The following is a 14,894-nucleotide window of genomic DNA, read 5'->3' as shown; positions in this document are numbered from 1 at the left end:
TGCCGGGTTTAAGCCCGGCATTATTTTTATCCCGGCAAAAAACACTCTTCAACACACTGAATAAAAGTGTGCATCGCCGGGCTAACCGCTTTCCCGGCATGGTGTGCGCACATTGCCGTAATGGTCTGCGACTGTTCGCCAAAAGGCAATTCGATTAATTCTCCGCACTCCAACTCTTTTGCCACCGCAAAACGCGGCAGATAGCTAACTCCGATATTCGCCGCGACACAACGCTTTATGCTTTCGATACTTATAAGCTCAATGGTATTTTCCACCGTGATCCGCCGCTGGCGCAGCGTGCTCTCAAATATCTGCCGGAAGACACATTGCGGTTCGTTGATAATAAAACTACAGGCGTTATGTCTTCCCGGCTGGGTAAAATCGATATCTGCAATTTGCGGTGAAGCCACCAGCACCAGCGATTGTTCACCCAATTCTCGTCGATTCAGAGCATCATCATTTCCTACGCGATAAAAAACACCGACGTCGGCCTCATCATTCAGTAGAGCATCACGGATCACGTAACAGTTCAGCGACTGCAGTGATAAACGCACTTTTGGTGCACGTTGCCGAAAACGCTGCAACACCTGCGGCATTCGGTAAGAGAGCAGCGTTTCGCCTGAAACAACGCGCAGTTCTCCGTCCGGATCAGACTCTTTTTTGGCAGCCTCACGAAGCGTATCCATCACTCTGGTGAGTTCATAGATGTGCGGCAGCAACTTTTTGCCTTCGCGAGTGAGGCACATCCGTCGGCCAATTTTCTCAAACAATTGTACTGAGAACTCCTGTTCAAGCTGCTGAATATGAAAAGTCACCGTCGATTGTGTGCAACACAATTTTTGCGAAGCTCGCAAAAAGGAACCCTCTTCCACCACGGTTTTAAGCGTAATAAAACGGCGCAGATCCATAACTCCAAACCTATCGAAAATATCGAATTTAGAATGTGAAAACATTCATTTTTTTAAATGTTTTGTGTCGGGTACTGTCTACCAAAACAGAGGAGATAACAAGTGACACCGACCCTTTTAAGTGCTTTTTGGACCTACACCCTGATTACCGCCCTGACGCCAGGACCAAACAATATACTCGCTCTTAGCTCTGCCACGTCGCATGGATTTCGTCGGAGTACCCACGTGCTGGCAGGGATGAGTCTGGGATTTTTGATTGTGATGTTACTGTGTGCAGGAATTTCATTTTCACTGGCTGTTATTGACCCAGCAGCGGTGCACCTTTTGAGTTGGGCAGGAGCGGCATATATTGTCTGGCTGGCGTGGAAAATCGCTACCAGTCCAACCAAGGAAGACGGACTTCAGGCCAAACCGATCAGCTTCTGGGCCAGCTTTGCTTTGCAGTTTGTGAACGTCAAAATTATTTTGTACGGCATTACAGCACTGTCGACATTTATCCTGCCACAAACGCAGGCGTTAAGCTGGGTGATTGGCGTCAGCGTTTTGCTGGCAATGATTGGGACCTTTGGCAATGTGTGCTGGGCGCTGGCGGGGCATCTGTTTCAGCGATTGTTTCGCCAGTATGGTCGCCAGTTAAATATCGTGCTGGCGTTGTTGCTGGTCTATTGCGCGGTGCGCATTTTCTGTTAATGAAAAAAAGCGGAAGAGGTCGCCCTCTTCCGCTTAGTAACTTGCTACTTAAACCTTACAGGCTTTCAGTAAAGGTACGAGCGATAACATCGCGCTGCTGTTCCGGAGTCAGAGAGTTAAAGCGAACTGCATAACCGGATACACGGATGGTCAGCTGCGGATATTTTTCCGGATGCTTAACTGCATCTTCCAGAGTTTCACGACGCAGAACGTTTACGTTCAGGTGCTGACCACCTTCAACGCGAACTTCTGGTTTAACTTCTACTGGAACTTCACGGTATTCAATGTCACCCAGTTTGCTTACTGCAACCACTTCGTCTTCTGCAAAACCTGCTTTCGCAACGATGCAACGCGCTTCGCCTTTTTCGCTGTCCAGCAGCCAGAAAGAGTTCAGCAGATCGTCATTAGCAGCTTTAGTAATCTGGATACCTGTAATCATGTGATGCCTCCCCGGCAAAATTATTTGATTTGATTAGCCTGTCGCGGCCAATTGGTAAAACCATTGTTGCTTGAGTGTATATATACTCCTCAAACACCCTTGATTCTTTGATTTAAATCAATAAAAACCACACATCAAGTGTGGTCGCAAATGGATTTTATTGTTTTACATCAACTTATGCAGGTGTGAAATTTTACCAATTTACATTTTTTTGCACTCGTTTAAGTCTAAAAAATGAGCATGATTTTGTTCTGTAGAAAGAAGCAGTTAAGCTAGGCGGATTGAAGATTCGCGGGAGAGCGAGATGGCAAACGAATTAACCTGGCATGACGTGCTGGCTGAAGAGAAGCAGCAACCCTATTTTCTTAATACCCTACAGACCGTCGCCAGCGAGCGGCAGGCCGGCGTCACTATCTATCCGCCACAAAAGGATGTCTTTAACGCGTTCCGCTTTACAGAGTTGGGTGACGTTAAAGTGGTGATTCTCGGCCAGGATCCTTATCACGGACCGGGACAGGCGCATGGTCTGGCATTTTCCGTTCGCCCCGGCATTGCGACACCGCCGTCACTGCTGAATATGTATAAAGAGCTGGAAAATACTATTCCCGGTTTCACCCGCCCTAATCATGGTTATCTTGAAAGCTGGGCGCGTCAGGGCGTTCTGCTACTCAATACTGTGTTGACGGTTCGCGCAGGTCAGGCGCATTCCCACGCTAGCCTCGGCTGGGAGACCTTCACCGATAAAGTCATCAGCCTGATCAACCAGCATCGCGAAGGCGTGGTGTTTTTGTTGTGGGGATCACATGCACAGAAGAAAGGGGCGATTATTGATAAACAACGCCATCACATACTGAAAGCGCCGCATCCATCACCGCTTTCGGCGCATCGTGGGTTCTTTGGCTGCAACCATTTTGTGCTGGCAAATCAGTGGCTGGAACAACGTGGCGAGAAACCGATTGACTGGATGCCAGTATTACCGGCAGAAAGTGAGTAAATTTGCAGGAAAACGCCGGATGGCAGCGTTGCCACCCGGCTGATTTATCAGGCTTTATTCTGACGCCACCATTCACCAAGCAAAACGCCGGTTGCAACAGAGATATTTAGCCCGGCAACGTTGCCCGTACCATCAATCTTCACGCGCAAATCGTTCGGATCGCGTGCGGCATCCGGTAACCCTTCATATTCCTGACCCAGCACTAGCACCATTTTCTCTGGCAGACTGGTTTTGAACAGCGGTTTACCCTGCTCGCTGGAGGTGGTCACTACGGTGTAACCCGCCTGGCGGAAGTCATCCAGCACGTTAACAATGTTGTCGCCAGTAATCGGCTGAACATGCTCTGCACCGCCTTCTGCGGTACGGATAGCCGCACCGGATTCCAGCAACGCCGCATCCTGCACCACGACGCCTTTCACGCCGAAGTGCGCGCAACTGCGCATCATGCCACCCAAGTTATGCGGGTTAGATTCGTTTTCCAGTGCCAGTACACAATCCTGCGCACCTGCCTGACTTACCCACTGCTGCACGGTTGTACCGTTACGCTTTTTGATCAGGAAGCAAACGCCGCCGTGATGTTCCGTGCCTGACGCTTTGGTCAGTTCCGCTTCATCCACCACATGATACGCTTTGCGGTTTGCCGCCATCCAGCGCAATGCTTCTTTAAAACGTGGCGTTACGCTCTGAATAAACCAGGCGCGAACAATCGCTTCGGGGCGGCTCTGGAACAGTGCCTGACAGGCGTTTTCGCCGTAGACGCGGGTTTCTTCCGCACGCTGACGACGCAACACTTCCGGATCAATAAAACTTTTACCACTGATGCCACCGTGATCGGCCTTTTCCGGCGTCTCATCACCCGGCGCGCGGGAAACCGTGCGCCACGGAGACTCTTCCCACTTGCGGTCACGGGGCTGACTTTGTTTGTCATCGCGGGCGGGGCGACGGCCACCGTCGGCACGAGATTTTCCTGGACGCCCGCCCCCTTTCCCGGTACGCGGGTTATGGGTACGTTTATCAGAATCATCATCACTGCGGACATACATCACTTTGACCTTGCCGCTTTTACCTTTCATCTCATCGTTCATGCTTTTCTCCACCAGCGCTGCGCGAAGCGCGCAGATTACCCGAAGTGCGCGCGGTTCGCCATGATTTCGTACCAAAGCCTGCGACTATCATACCTATTGAATAAAACAGATTGTTGTCTGGAACAATGTCCCCGATAATATGTAACATATTAGAAACATACCGGCGTCGTTGCCGATAAGTCTCCTTACTCATCCCGAGGTTAGTTATGAATACCGTTTGTACCCATTGTCAGGCCATCAATCGCATTCCCGACGATCGGATCGAAGATGCGGCAAAATGCGGACGCTGCGGTCACGACTTATTTGACGGAGAGGTGATTAATGCGACCGGTGAAACGCTCGATAAATTGCTGAAAGATGATCTGCCTGTGGTGATCGACTTCTGGGCGCCGTGGTGCGGCCCCTGCCGTAATTTCGCACCAATTTTTGAAGATGTTGCGCAAGAACGTAGCGGTAAAGTGCGCTTTGTGAAAGTGAATACCGAAGCTGAACGTGAATTAAGCAGCCGCTTTGGTATTCGTAGCATTCCGACAATCATGATTTTCAAAAACGGTCAGGTTGTCGACATGCTTAATGGCGCAGTACCAAAAGCACCTTTCGATAGCTGGCTGAACGAATCGCTTTAATCTTGTCGGGGTGCATCTTGTGCCCCGTTTTCTCCTCTGCGACAATGGCGTTTTTTCGACGCTCTCTTATGACCGAAAACGCTGTTCTCCAGTTACGCGCCGAGCGTATTGCGCGCGCAACACGTCCTTTTCTTGCCCGCGGTAATCGCGTTCGTCGCTGCCAACGCTGTCTTTTGCCAGAGAAATTATGTCTCTGTTCGACAATTACTCCAGCGGAAGCTAAAAGTCGCTTTTGTTTGCTGATGTTCGACACCGAGCCAATGAAGCCCAGTAACACCGGGCGTCTGATTGCCGATATCTTGCCAAATACCGTCGCGTTTCAATGGTCCCGTACCGAACCCTCGCAGGATTTGCTGGCTCTGGTACAAAACCCGGATTATCAGCCAATGGTGGTCTTTCCCGCCTCGTATGCTGATGAGCAACGGGAAGTGATTTTTACACCACCTGCTGGTAAGCCACCGCTGTTTATCATGCTCGATGGTACCTGGCCGGAAGCTCGCAAGATGTTTCGTAAAAGTCCGTATCTGGATAATCTTCCCGTCATTTCCGTCGATCTTTCCCGGCTTTCTGCCTATCGCCTGCGTGAAGCCCAGGCTGAAGGCCAATACTGCACTGCCGAAGTTGCCATCGCACTGTTAGATATGGCCGGCGATACCGGAGCGGCGGCAGGTCTAGGCGAGTATTTCACCCGCTTTAAAACACGCTATCTGGCAGGAAAAACGCAACATCTGGGTAGCATCACAGCAGAACAGTTAGAAAGCGTTTAAAATCATTCGGTCACTTCTGCGGGAGACCGATATGAGTCAGCGAGGACTGGAAGCACTACTGCGACCAAAATCGATTGCGGTAATTGGCGCATCGATGAAACCCAATCGCGCAGGTTACCTGATGATGCGTAACCTGCTGGCGGGGGGATTTAACGGGCCGGTACTCCCGGTGACGCCTGCCTGGAAAGCGGTGTTGGGTGTGTTGGCCTGGCCGGATATTGCCAGCCTGCCCTTTACACCCGATCTTGCGGTTTTATGTACCAATGCCAGCCGCAATCTTACTCTTCTGGAAGAGCTCGGCGAGAAAGGCTGTAAAACCTGCATTATTCTTTCCGCCCCGGCATCGCAACACGAAGATCTCCGCGCCTGCGCCCTGCGCCATAACATGCGTCTGCTGGGGCCAAACAGTCTGGGATTACTGGCCCCCTGGCAAGGCCTGAATGCCAGCTTTTCGCCTGTACCGATTAAACGCGGCAAACTGGCGTTTATTTCGCAGTCTGCCGCCGTCTCCAATACCATCCTCGACTGGGCACAACAGCGGGAAATGGGCTTTTCCTACTTTATTGCTCTCGGCGACAGTCTGGATATCGACGTTGATGAATTGCTCGATTATCTGGCGCGCGACAGCAAAACTAGTGCAATCCTGCTCTACCTCGAACAATTAAGTGATGCGCGACGTTTTGTTTCGGCTGCACGTAGCGCCTCACGTAATAAACCGATTCTGGTGATTAAAAGCGGACGTAGCCCGGCGGCGCAACGACTACTGAACACCACGGCAGGAATGGATCCTGCTTGGGATGCAGCTATTCAGCGCGCCGGTTTGTTGCGAGTGCAGGATACCCACGAGCTGTTTTCGGCAGTCGAAACCCTTAGCCATATGCGCCCGCTACGTGGAGAGCGGCTGATGATTATCAGCAACGGTGCAGCACCTGCCGCACTGGCGCTGGATGCCTTATGGTCACGCAATGGCAAGCTGGCTACGCTCAGTGAAGAAACCTGCCAGAAATTGCGCGATGCACTGCCAGAACATGTGGCAATCTCTAACCCGCTCGATCTTCGTGATGACGCCAGTAGTGAGCATTATATTAAAACGCTGGATATTCTGCTCCACAGTCAGGATTTTGATGCGCTGATGGTTATTCATTCGCCCAGCGCCGCTGCCCCCGCAACAGAAAGCGCACATGCATTAATTGAAGCGGTAAAGCATCATCCCCGCAGCAAGTATGTTTCTCTGCTGACGAACTGGTGCGGCGAGCACTCCTCGCAAGAGGCACGACGTTTATTCAGCGAAGCCGGGCTGCCGACCTACCGCACCCCGGAAGGAACCATCACCGCTTTTATGCATATGGTGGAGTACCGGCGTAATCAGAAGCAACTACGCGAAACGCCGGCGTTGCCCAGCAATCTGACCTCTAATACCGCAGAAGCGCATCTTCTGTTGCAACAGGCCATTGTCGAAGGGGCAACGTCGCTCGATACCCATGAAGTTCAGCCTATCCTGCAAGCGTACGGCATGAACACACTTCCCACCTGGATTGCCACTGACAGCACCGAGGCTGTGCATATTGCCGAACAGATTGGTTATCCGGTGGCACTAAAATTACGCTCGCCGGATATTCCACATAAATCAGAAGTTCAGGGCGTCATGCTCTACTTGCGTACAGCCAATGAAGTCCAGCAAGCCGCAAATGCTATTTTCGATCGCGTAAAAATGGCCTGGCCGCAGGCGCGGATCCACGGCCTGTTGGTGCAAAGTATGGCTAACCGTGCTGGCGCTCAGGAGTTGCGGGTTGTGGTTGAGCACGATCCGGTTTTCGGGCCGTTGATCATGCTGGGCGAAGGCGGTGTGGAGTGGCGTCCTGAAGATCAAGCCGTCGTCGCGTTACCACCGCTGAACATGAACCTGGCCCGCTATCTGGTTATTCAGGGGATCAAAAGTAAAAAGATTCGTGCGCGCAGTGCGCTACGCCCATTGGATGTTGCAGGCTTGAGCCAGCTTCTGGTACAGGTTTCCAACTTGATTGTCGATTGTCCGGAAATTCAACGTCTGGATATTCATCCTTTGCTGGCTTCTGGCAGTGAATTTACCGCGCTGGATGTCACGCTGGATATCGCGCCGTTTGAAGGCGATAACGAGAGCCGGCTGGCAGTGCGCCCTTATCCACATCAGCTGGAAGAGTGGGTAGAATTGAAAAACGGTGAACGCTGCTTGTTCCGCCCGATTTTGCCAGAAGATGAGCCACAACTTCAGCAGTTCATTTCGCGAGTCACCAAAGAAGATCTTTATTACCGCTACTTTAGCGAGATCAACGAATTTACCCATGAAGATTTAGCCAACATGACGCAGATCGACTACGATCGGGAAATGGCATTTGTAGCGGTACGACGTATTGATCAAACGGAAGAGATCCTCGGCGTCACGCGTGCGATCTCCGACCCTGATAACATCGATGCCGAATTTGCCGTGCTGGTTCGCTCGGATCTCAAAGGGTTAGGCTTAGGTCGACGCTTAATGGAAAAGTTGATTACCTATACGCGAGATCACGGACTGCAACGTCTGAATGGTATTACGATGCCAAACAATCGTGGCATGGTGGCGCTGGCCCGCAAGCTCGGGTTTAACGTTGATATCCAGCTCGAAGAGGGGATCGTTGGGCTTACGCTAAATCTTGCCCAGCGCGAGGAATCATGAGTAAGGTACTGGAAATGTTGACCACTTAATCGGGACTGGTGTTATTATTGCCCGCTTATGTCGTCTGCATTGCACAGAGGACCCTTCAATGAACAGAGAAGAAATGCACTGTGATGTTGTCAAAATTTAAGCGTAATAAACATCAACAACACCTTGCCCAACTACCCAAGATTTCTCAATCAGTTGATGATGTCGATTTCTTTTACGCTCCCGCCGACTTCCGGGAGACGCTGCTGGAAAAAATAGCCAGCGCGAAGCAGCGCATTTGCATTGTCGCCCTGTATCTCGAACAGGATGACGGTGGCAAAGGCATTCTGAACGCGTTGTATGAGGCTAAACGGCAGCGTCCGGAACTGGATGTGCGGGTGCTGGTCGACTGGCATCGTGCACAACGTGGACGCATTGGCGCTGCGGCATCTAACACTAACGCTGACTGGTACTGCCGCATGGCGCAGGAAAATCCGGGCGTAGATGTTCCAGTTTATGGCGTTCCAATCAATACCCGTGAGGCCCTTGGTGTTCTGCACTTTAAAGGCTTTATCATCGACGATAGCGTTCTTTATAGCGGTGCCAGCTTGAACGATGTTTATCTGCATCAGCACGATAAATACCGCTACGACCGTTATCATCTGATTCGTAACCGCAAGATGTCAGACATTATGTTCGAATGGGTTACACAGAATATAATGAATGGTCGCGGCGTTAATCGTTTGGATGATGTTAATCGCCCAAAAAGCCCGGAAATCAAGAATGACATTCGTCTGTTCCGCCAGGAGCTGCGTGATGCCGCTTATCATTTCCAGGGTGATGCTGATAACGATCAGCTTTCTGTTACGCCATTGGTGGGCCTGGGGAAATCGAGTCTGTTGAACAAGACCATTTTCCATCTTATGCCTTGTGCCGAGCAGAAACTAACCATTTGCACACCATATTTCAACCTGCCAGCAATCCTTGTGCGTAATATCATCCAGTTACTGCGCGAAGGGAAAAAGGTCGAAATTATTGTTGGCGATAAAACTGCGAATGACTTCTACATTCCGGAAGATGAGCCTTTCAAGATAATTGGCGCACTACCTTATCTCTATGAGATCAATCTGCGTCGTTTCCTGAGCCGTTTGCAGTATTACGTCAACACTGACCAGTTAGTGGTTCGGTTATGGAAAGATGACGACAACACCTATCACCTGAAAGGGATGTGGGTTGATGATAAGTGGATGTTGCTCACCGGCAATAACCTGAACCCACGCGCCTGGCGTCTGGATCTGGAAAACGCCATTTTGATTCACGATCCGCAACTGGAGCTTGCGCCACAGCGAGAGAAAGAACTGGAGCTGATCCGCGAGCATACCACCATCGTTAAGCACTATCGCGATCTGCAAAGTATTGCCGATTATCCGGTGAAGGTTCGTAAACTCATTCGCCGTTTGCGCCGTATCCGCATCGACCGATTAATTAGCCGCATCCTGTAATCACAACCCCGTCCTGTACGGGGTTTGTTTTTGGAGGCCACGTTTTGCGTATTCTTTTTGTCTGTTCGCTATTGTTACTTTCTGGATGCAGCCATATGGCTAACGATAGCTGGAGCGGGCAGGATAAAGCTCAACACTTTATCGCCTCGGCGATGCTTTCCGCTGCCGGAAATGAATATTCACAGCATCAGGGGATGAGTCGCGATCGCAGTGCCACTTTCGGGCTGATGTTCTCTGTTGGGCTGGGCGCGTCAAAAGAACTTTGGGATAGCCGCCCCGAGGGGAGCGGCTGGAGCTGGAAAGATTTTACCTGGGATGTCGCCGGTGCAACTACTGGCTATACCGTCTGGCAACTGGCGCATCACTAAAGACGCATCCCTTTTCCTTTACGGTGCAATGTTAGTGAAACCAGAAACGCCACCACGGCCATCAAGGTCACATACCAGAAGAAGGCTGTTTCCATTCCTATTGATTTCAGTGACAACGCTACGTACTCCGCCGAACCACCAAATATAGCATTGGCGACCGCATATGACAGACCAACGCCTAATGCGCGAACCTGTGCCGGGAACATCTCAGCCTTCAGTATTCCACTGATTGAAGTATAAAAACTCACTATCAGCAGGGCGCACATCACTAGACCAAAAGCGGCATAAGGCGAAGAAACGTTCTGCAATGCTGAGAGAATAGGAACGGTAAAAATGGTTGCCAGAGAACCGAAACATAACATTGAGGTACGACGACCAATCTTATCCGACAGCGCGCCAATAAGTGGTTGAATAAGCATGAATACAAACAATGCGGCAGTCATAATGCCACTCGCCACGTTGGCATGCATTCCCGCAGTATTTACCAGATACTTCTGCATATAAGTGGTGAAGGTATAGAAACAAAGGGAGCCTGCAGCGGTAAAACCGAGAACCATGATGAATGCACGGCGATTGCGCCATAATCCTTTTAGAGAACCAGCTTCTTTTAAAGCGCGTGTTTCTTGTTGTGAAGTTTCATCTAACTGACGACGTAACCACAACGCCACAACAGCTAACACAGCTCCTAACGCGAAAGGAATACGCCATCCCCACTCTCTGAGTGCAGCGTCTTCCATGGTGTGCTGTAAAACCACGACAACCAGTAGAGCTAGCAGTTGCCCGCCGATCAACGTCACATACTGAAATGATGCGTAAAAACCTTTGCGCCCTTCAACGGCAACTTCACTCATATAGGTGGCGCTGGTGCCATATTCTCCGCCAACGGATAATCCCTGGAATAAACGAGCAAGAAGCAATAATGCCGGAGCCCAGGTACCGATTGTTTCGTAGCCTGGCAAACAGGCGATAACCAGTGAGCCGAAACACATCATACACACCGATAACAGCATCGATTTTTTGCGACCATGTTTATCGGCTATCCGGCCAAATAGCCAACCGCCTATTGGGCGCATCAGAAATCCCGCAGCAAAAACACCTGCTGTTTGCAGTAGTTGAGTCGTCGTGTTCCCGGAAGGGAAGAAGATGTGGGCGAAGTAGAGTGAACAGAACGAGTAGACATAGAAATCGAACCACTCGACCAAATTACCTGAAGAGGCCCCCACAATTGCCCAGATGCGGCGACGAGTATCACTACTTGTCAGTTTGCTGTCTGCCGTTACAGTACTTTCAGCCATGCCATTATGTCTCCTGCCGTAATCCGATGCTTTTGTCGGTCGCTGTTGTTTATTTTTTTGGTAAAGAAAATGTTATACATTTGTTGCGCATCATTATGCAACCTTAACCATGAATTTAGTTAGCAGGAAAATGGTTATTAAGGAGCTTAAGGATAGATTTCTGGTAAGGAGGAAGTATTTAAGTGGGCAATTTGGGGAAGCCGTATTCGCTGTTGAATCTGGCTTATGTGGGAGCGTAGGACGGATAAGATGCAGCCAGCGTCGCATCCGGCATTTTTTCCGCACCAGCGCAAAAAGGCCATCCTGACGGATGGCCTTCTGCTTAATTTGATGCCTGGCAGTTCCCTACTCTCGCATGGGGAGACCCCACACTACCATCGGCGCTACGGCGTTTCACTTCTGAGTTCGGCATGGGGTCAGGTGGGACCACCGCGCTAAGGCCGCCAGGCAAATTCCTGTGCTCTGTCCTGTGTCTTTTGTGCTGATACTGCGTTGGCTGCATTCGCGAAAATCAGTCACATACTTCAGTATGCTCCTTCCTTCGCTTCATTTGCCGCCTTGTCTCAGCGCAAAATCCTTCGGACTCTGGATCCAAGCTGAAATTCTCTCAATCCGCCAAAACACCTTCGGCGTTGTAAGGTTAAGCCTCACGGTTCATTAGTACCGGTTAGCTCAACGCATCGCTGCGCTTACACACCCGGCCTATCAACGTCGTCGTCTTCAACGTTCCTTCAGGACCCTTAAAGGGTCAGGGAGAACTCATCTCGGGGCAAGTTTCGTGCTTAGATGCTTTCAGCACTTATCTCTTCCGCATTTAGCTACCGGGCAGTGCCATTGGCATGACAACCCGAACACCAGTGATGCGTCCACTCCGGTCCTCTCGTACTAGGAGCAGCCCCCCTCAGTTCTCCAGCGCCCACGGCAGATAGGGACCGAACTGTCTCACGACGTTCTAAACCCAGCTCGCGTACCACTTTAAATGGCGAACAGCCATACCCTTGGGACCTACTTCAGCCCCAGGATGTGATGAGCCGACATCGAGGTGCCAAACACCGCCGTCGATATGAACTCTTGGGCGGTATCAGCCTGTTATCCCCGGAGTACCTTTTATCCGTTGAGCGATGGCCCTTCCATTCAGAACCACCGGATCACTATGACCTGCTTTCGCACCTGCTCGCGCCGTCACGCTCGCAGTCAAGCTGGCTTATGCCATTGCACTAACCTCCTGATGTCCGACCAGGATTAGCCAACCTTCGTGCTCCTCCGTTACTCTTTAGGAGGAGACCGCCCCAGTCAAACTACCCACCAGACACTGTCCGCAACCCCGATAAGGGGCCAACGTTAGAACATCAAACATTAAAGGGTGGTATTTCAAGGTCGGCTCCATGCAGACTGGCGTCCACACTTCAAAGCCTCCCACCTATCCTACACATCAAGGCTCAATGTTCAGTGTCAAGCTATAGTAAAGGTTCACGGGGTCTTTCCGTCTTGCCGCGGGTACACTGCATCTTCACAGCGAGTTCAATTTCACTGAGTCTCGGGTGGAGACAGCCTGGCCATCATTACGCCATTCGTGCAGGTCGGAACTTACCCGACAAGGAATTTCGCTACCTTAGGACCGTTATAGTTACGGCCGCCGTTTACCGGGGCTTCGATCAAGAGCTTCGCGTTACCGCTAACCCCATCAATTAACCTTCCGGCACCGGGCAGGCGTCACACCGTATACGTCCACTTTCGTGTTTGCACAGTGCTGTGTTTTTAATAAACAGTTGCAGCCAGCTGGTATCTTCGACTGATTTCAGCTCCACGAGCAAGTCGCTTCACCTACATATCAGCGTGCCTTCTCCCGAAGTTACGGCACCATTTTGCCTAGTTCCTTCACCCGAGTTCTCTCAAGCGCCTTGGTATTCTCTACCTGACCACCTGTGTCGGTTTGGGGTACGATTTGATGTTACCTGATGCTTAGAGGCTTTTCCTGGAAGCAGGGCATTTGTTGCTTCAGCACCGTAGTGCCTCGTCATCACGCCTCAGCCTTGATTTTCCGGATTTGCCTGGAAAACCAGCCTACACGCTTAAACCGGGACAACCGTCGCCCGGCCAACATAGCCTTCTCCGTCCCCCCTTCGCAGTAACACCAAGTACAGGAATATTAACCTGTTTCCCATCGACTACGCCTTTCGGCCTCGCCTTAGGGGTCGACTCACCCTGCCCCGATTAACGTTGGACAGGAACCCTTGGTCTTCCGGCGAGCGGGCTTTTCACCCGCTTTATCGTTACTTATGTCAGCATTCGCACTTCTGATACCTCCAGCATACCTCACAGTACACCTTCGCAGGCTTACAGAACGCTCCCCTACCCAACAACGCATAAGCGTCGCTGCCGCAGCTTCGGTGCATGGTTTAGCCCCGTTACATCTTCCGCGCAGGCCGACTCGACCAGTGAGCTATTACGCTTTCTTTAAATGATGGCTGCTTCTAAGCCAACATCCTGGCTGTCTGGGCCTTCCCACATCGTTTCCCACTTAACCATGACTTTGGGACCTTAGCTGGCGGTCTGGGTTGTTTCCCTCTTCACGACGGACGTTAGCACCCGCCGTGTGTCTCCCGTGATAACATTCTCCGGTATTCGCAGTTTGCATCGGGTTGGTAAGTCGGGATGACCCCCTTGCCGAAACAGTGCTCTACCCCCGGAGATGAATTCACGAGGCGCTACCTAAATAGCTTTCGGGGAGAACCAGCTATCTCCCGGTTTGATTGGCCTTTCACCCCCAGCCACAAGTCATCCGCTAATTTTTCAACATTAGTCGGTTCGGTCCTCCAGTTAGTGTTACCCAACCTTCAACCTGCCCATGGCTAGATCACCGGGTTTCGGGTCTATACCCTGCAACTTAACGCCCAGTTAAGACTCGGTTTCCCTTCGGCTCCCCTATTCGGTTAACCTTGCTACAGAATATAAGTCGCTGACCCATTATACAAAAGGTACGCAGTCACCCCATAAAGAGGCTCCCACTGCTTGTACGTACACGGTTTCAGGTTCTTTTTCACTCCCCTCGCCGGGGTTCTTTTCGCCTTTCCCTCACGGTACTGGTTCACTATCGGTCAGTCAGGAGTATTTAGCCTTGGAGGATGGTCCCCCCATATTCAGACAGGATACCACGTGTCCCGCCCTACTCATCGAGCTCACAGTATGTGCATTTTTGTGTACGGGGCTGTCACCCTGTATCGCGCGCCTTTCCAGACGCTTCCACTAACACACACACTGATTCAGGCTCTGGGCTGCTCCCCGTTCGCTCGCCGCTACTGGGGGAATCTCGGTTGATTTCTTTTCCTCGGGGTACTTAGATGTTTCAGTTCCCCCGGTTCGCCTCATTAACCTATGGATTCAGTTAATGATAGTGTGACGAATCACACTGGGTTTCCCCATTCGGAAATCGCCGGTTATAACGGTTCATATCACCTTACCGACGCTTATCGCAGATTAGCACGTCCTTCATCGCCTCTGACTGCCAGGGCATCCACCGTGTACGCTTAGTCGCTTAACCTCACAACCCGAAGATGTTTC

The 14,894-nt window shown here is 51.1% G+C and carries 11 protein-coding genes and 2 rRNA genes; 7 read left to right on the top strand and 6 right to left on the bottom strand.

Annotated features, from left to right (window positions below):
* Positions 1–26 precede the first annotated feature (26 nt).
* Positions 27–908: a LysR family transcriptional regulator gene (locus FQZ95_RS05240; RefSeq protein WP_088541190.1), complete on the bottom strand. Its 882-nt coding sequence runs from the start codon at positions 906–908 to the stop codon at positions 27–29.
* A gap of 102 nt (positions 909–1,010) precedes the next feature.
* Between FQZ95_RS05240 and eamB the strand changes: the two genes are divergently transcribed.
* The gene (eamB, locus tag FQZ95_RS05235; RefSeq protein ID WP_032184919.1) at positions 1,011–1,598 is read left to right on the top strand and encodes a cysteine/O-acetylserine transporter; all 588 of its coding nucleotides are present in this window, start codon (positions 1,011–1,013) and stop codon (positions 1,596–1,598) included.
* Between the two features lie 55 nt (positions 1,599–1,653).
* On the opposite strand, the gene grcA is transcribed toward eamB, so the two are convergent.
* The gene (grcA, locus tag FQZ95_RS05230) at positions 1,654–2,037 is read right to left on the bottom strand and encodes an autonomous glycyl radical cofactor GrcA (protein WP_000627804.1); all 384 of its coding nucleotides are present in this window, start codon (positions 2,035–2,037) and stop codon (positions 1,654–1,656) included.
* A gap of 304 nt (positions 2,038–2,341) precedes the next feature.
* Here grcA and ung point away from each other — a divergent pair, with 304 nt between their 5' ends.
* A complete protein-coding gene (gene ung / locus FQZ95_RS05225) occupies positions 2,342–3,031 on the top strand; it encodes a uracil-DNA glycosylase (RefSeq protein WP_032184921.1) in 690 nt (229 codons plus the stop codon).
* A gap of 47 nt (positions 3,032–3,078) precedes the next feature.
* On the opposite strand, the gene FQZ95_RS05220 is transcribed toward ung, so the two are convergent.
* The gene (locus FQZ95_RS05220; RefSeq protein ID WP_000997419.1) at positions 3,079–4,116 is read right to left on the bottom strand and encodes a tRNA/rRNA methyltransferase; all 1,038 of its coding nucleotides are present in this window, start codon (positions 4,114–4,116) and stop codon (positions 3,079–3,081) included.
* Between the two features lie 206 nt (positions 4,117–4,322).
* On the opposite strand from FQZ95_RS05220, the gene trxC reads away from it, so the two are divergent.
* From trxC to FQZ95_RS05195, 5 genes are all read left to right on the top strand, one after another.
* Positions 4,323–4,742, top strand: a complete 420-nt coding sequence (trxC, locus tag FQZ95_RS05215; protein WP_001098726.1) for a thioredoxin TrxC — start codon at positions 4,323–4,325, stop codon at positions 4,740–4,742.
* 68 nt (positions 4,743–4,810) lie between these two features.
* On the top strand, positions 4,811–5,509 hold the full coding sequence (gene tapT, locus FQZ95_RS05210) for a tRNA-uridine aminocarboxypropyltransferase (RefSeq protein WP_032184923.1): 699 nt from the start codon (positions 4,811–4,813) through the stop codon (positions 5,507–5,509).
* Between the two features lie 31 nt (positions 5,510–5,540).
* On the top strand, positions 5,541–8,201 hold the full coding sequence (patZ, locus tag FQZ95_RS05205) for a peptidyl-lysine N-acetyltransferase PatZ (protein ID WP_088541188.1): 2,661 nt from the start codon (positions 5,541–5,543) through the stop codon (positions 8,199–8,201).
* A 113-nt stretch (positions 8,202–8,314) separates the two neighbouring features.
* The gene (gene pssA, locus FQZ95_RS05200; RefSeq protein ID WP_032184926.1) at positions 8,315–9,670 is read left to right on the top strand and encodes a CDP-diacylglycerol--serine O-phosphatidyltransferase; all 1,356 of its coding nucleotides are present in this window, start codon (positions 8,315–8,317) and stop codon (positions 9,668–9,670) included.
* Between the two features lie 44 nt (positions 9,671–9,714).
* A complete protein-coding gene (locus FQZ95_RS05195; RefSeq protein WP_072004035.1) occupies positions 9,715–10,038 on the top strand; it encodes a YfiM family lipoprotein in 324 nt (107 codons plus the stop codon).
* On the opposite strand, the gene kgtP is transcribed toward FQZ95_RS05195, so the two are convergent.
* The 3 genes from kgtP to FQZ95_RS05180 all read right to left on the bottom strand — a co-directional run bounded on the left by kgtP (position 10,035) and on the right by FQZ95_RS05180 (position 14,874).
* Positions 10,035–11,333, bottom strand: a complete 1,299-nt coding sequence (kgtP, locus tag FQZ95_RS05190) for an alpha-ketoglutarate permease (RefSeq protein ID WP_000841107.1) — start codon at positions 11,331–11,333, stop codon at positions 10,035–10,037. The two genes, FQZ95_RS05195 and kgtP, sit on opposite strands and share 4 nt — an antisense overlap.
* A 332-nt stretch (positions 11,334–11,665) precedes the next feature.
* Positions 11,666–11,781: ribosomal RNA gene (gene rrf, locus FQZ95_RS05185) — 5S ribosomal RNA — on the bottom strand.
* A 188-nt stretch (positions 11,782–11,969) separates the two neighbouring features.
* Positions 11,970–14,874: ribosomal RNA gene (locus FQZ95_RS05180) — 23S ribosomal RNA — on the bottom strand.
* Positions 14,875–14,894: the final 20 nt, after the last annotated feature.

Source organism: Escherichia sp. HH41S, assembly GCF_009820115.1.
Classification (GTDB): domain Bacteria; phylum Pseudomonadota; class Gammaproteobacteria; order Enterobacterales; family Enterobacteriaceae; genus Escherichia; species Escherichia coli_F.
The sequence above is the reverse complement of the archived record's forward strand: the minus strand, read 5'-3'. Positions and strand labels throughout refer to the sequence as shown.

Excerpts from the sequence above, each read along its gene's own strand:
- FQZ95_RS05240 (WP_088541190.1), bottom strand. The coding sequence starts at position 908 with ATGGATCTGCGCCGTTTTATTACGCTTAAAACCGTGGTGGAAGAGGGT.
- grcA (WP_000627804.1), bottom strand. The coding sequence starts at position 2,037 with ATGATTACAGGTATCCAGATTACTAAAGCTGCTAATGACGATCTGCTG.
- ung (WP_032184921.1), top strand. The coding sequence starts at position 2,342 with ATGGCAAACGAATTAACCTGGCATGACGTGCTGGCTGAAGAGAAGCAG.
- FQZ95_RS05220 (WP_000997419.1), bottom strand. The coding sequence starts at position 4,116 with ATGAACGATGAGATGAAAGGTAAAAGCGGCAAGGTCAAAGTGATGTAT.
- trxC (WP_001098726.1), top strand. The coding sequence starts at position 4,323 with ATGAATACCGTTTGTACCCATTGTCAGGCCATCAATCGCATTCCCGAC.
- tapT (WP_032184923.1), top strand. The coding sequence starts at position 4,811 with ATGACCGAAAACGCTGTTCTCCAGTTACGCGCCGAGCGTATTGCGCGC.
- patZ (WP_088541188.1), top strand. The coding sequence starts at position 5,541 with ATGAGTCAGCGAGGACTGGAAGCACTACTGCGACCAAAATCGATTGCG.
- pssA (WP_032184926.1), top strand. The coding sequence starts at position 8,315 with ATGTTGTCAAAATTTAAGCGTAATAAACATCAACAACACCTTGCCCAA.
- kgtP (WP_000841107.1), bottom strand. The coding sequence starts at position 11,333 with ATGGCTGAAAGTACTGTAACGGCAGACAGCAAACTGACAAGTAGTGAT.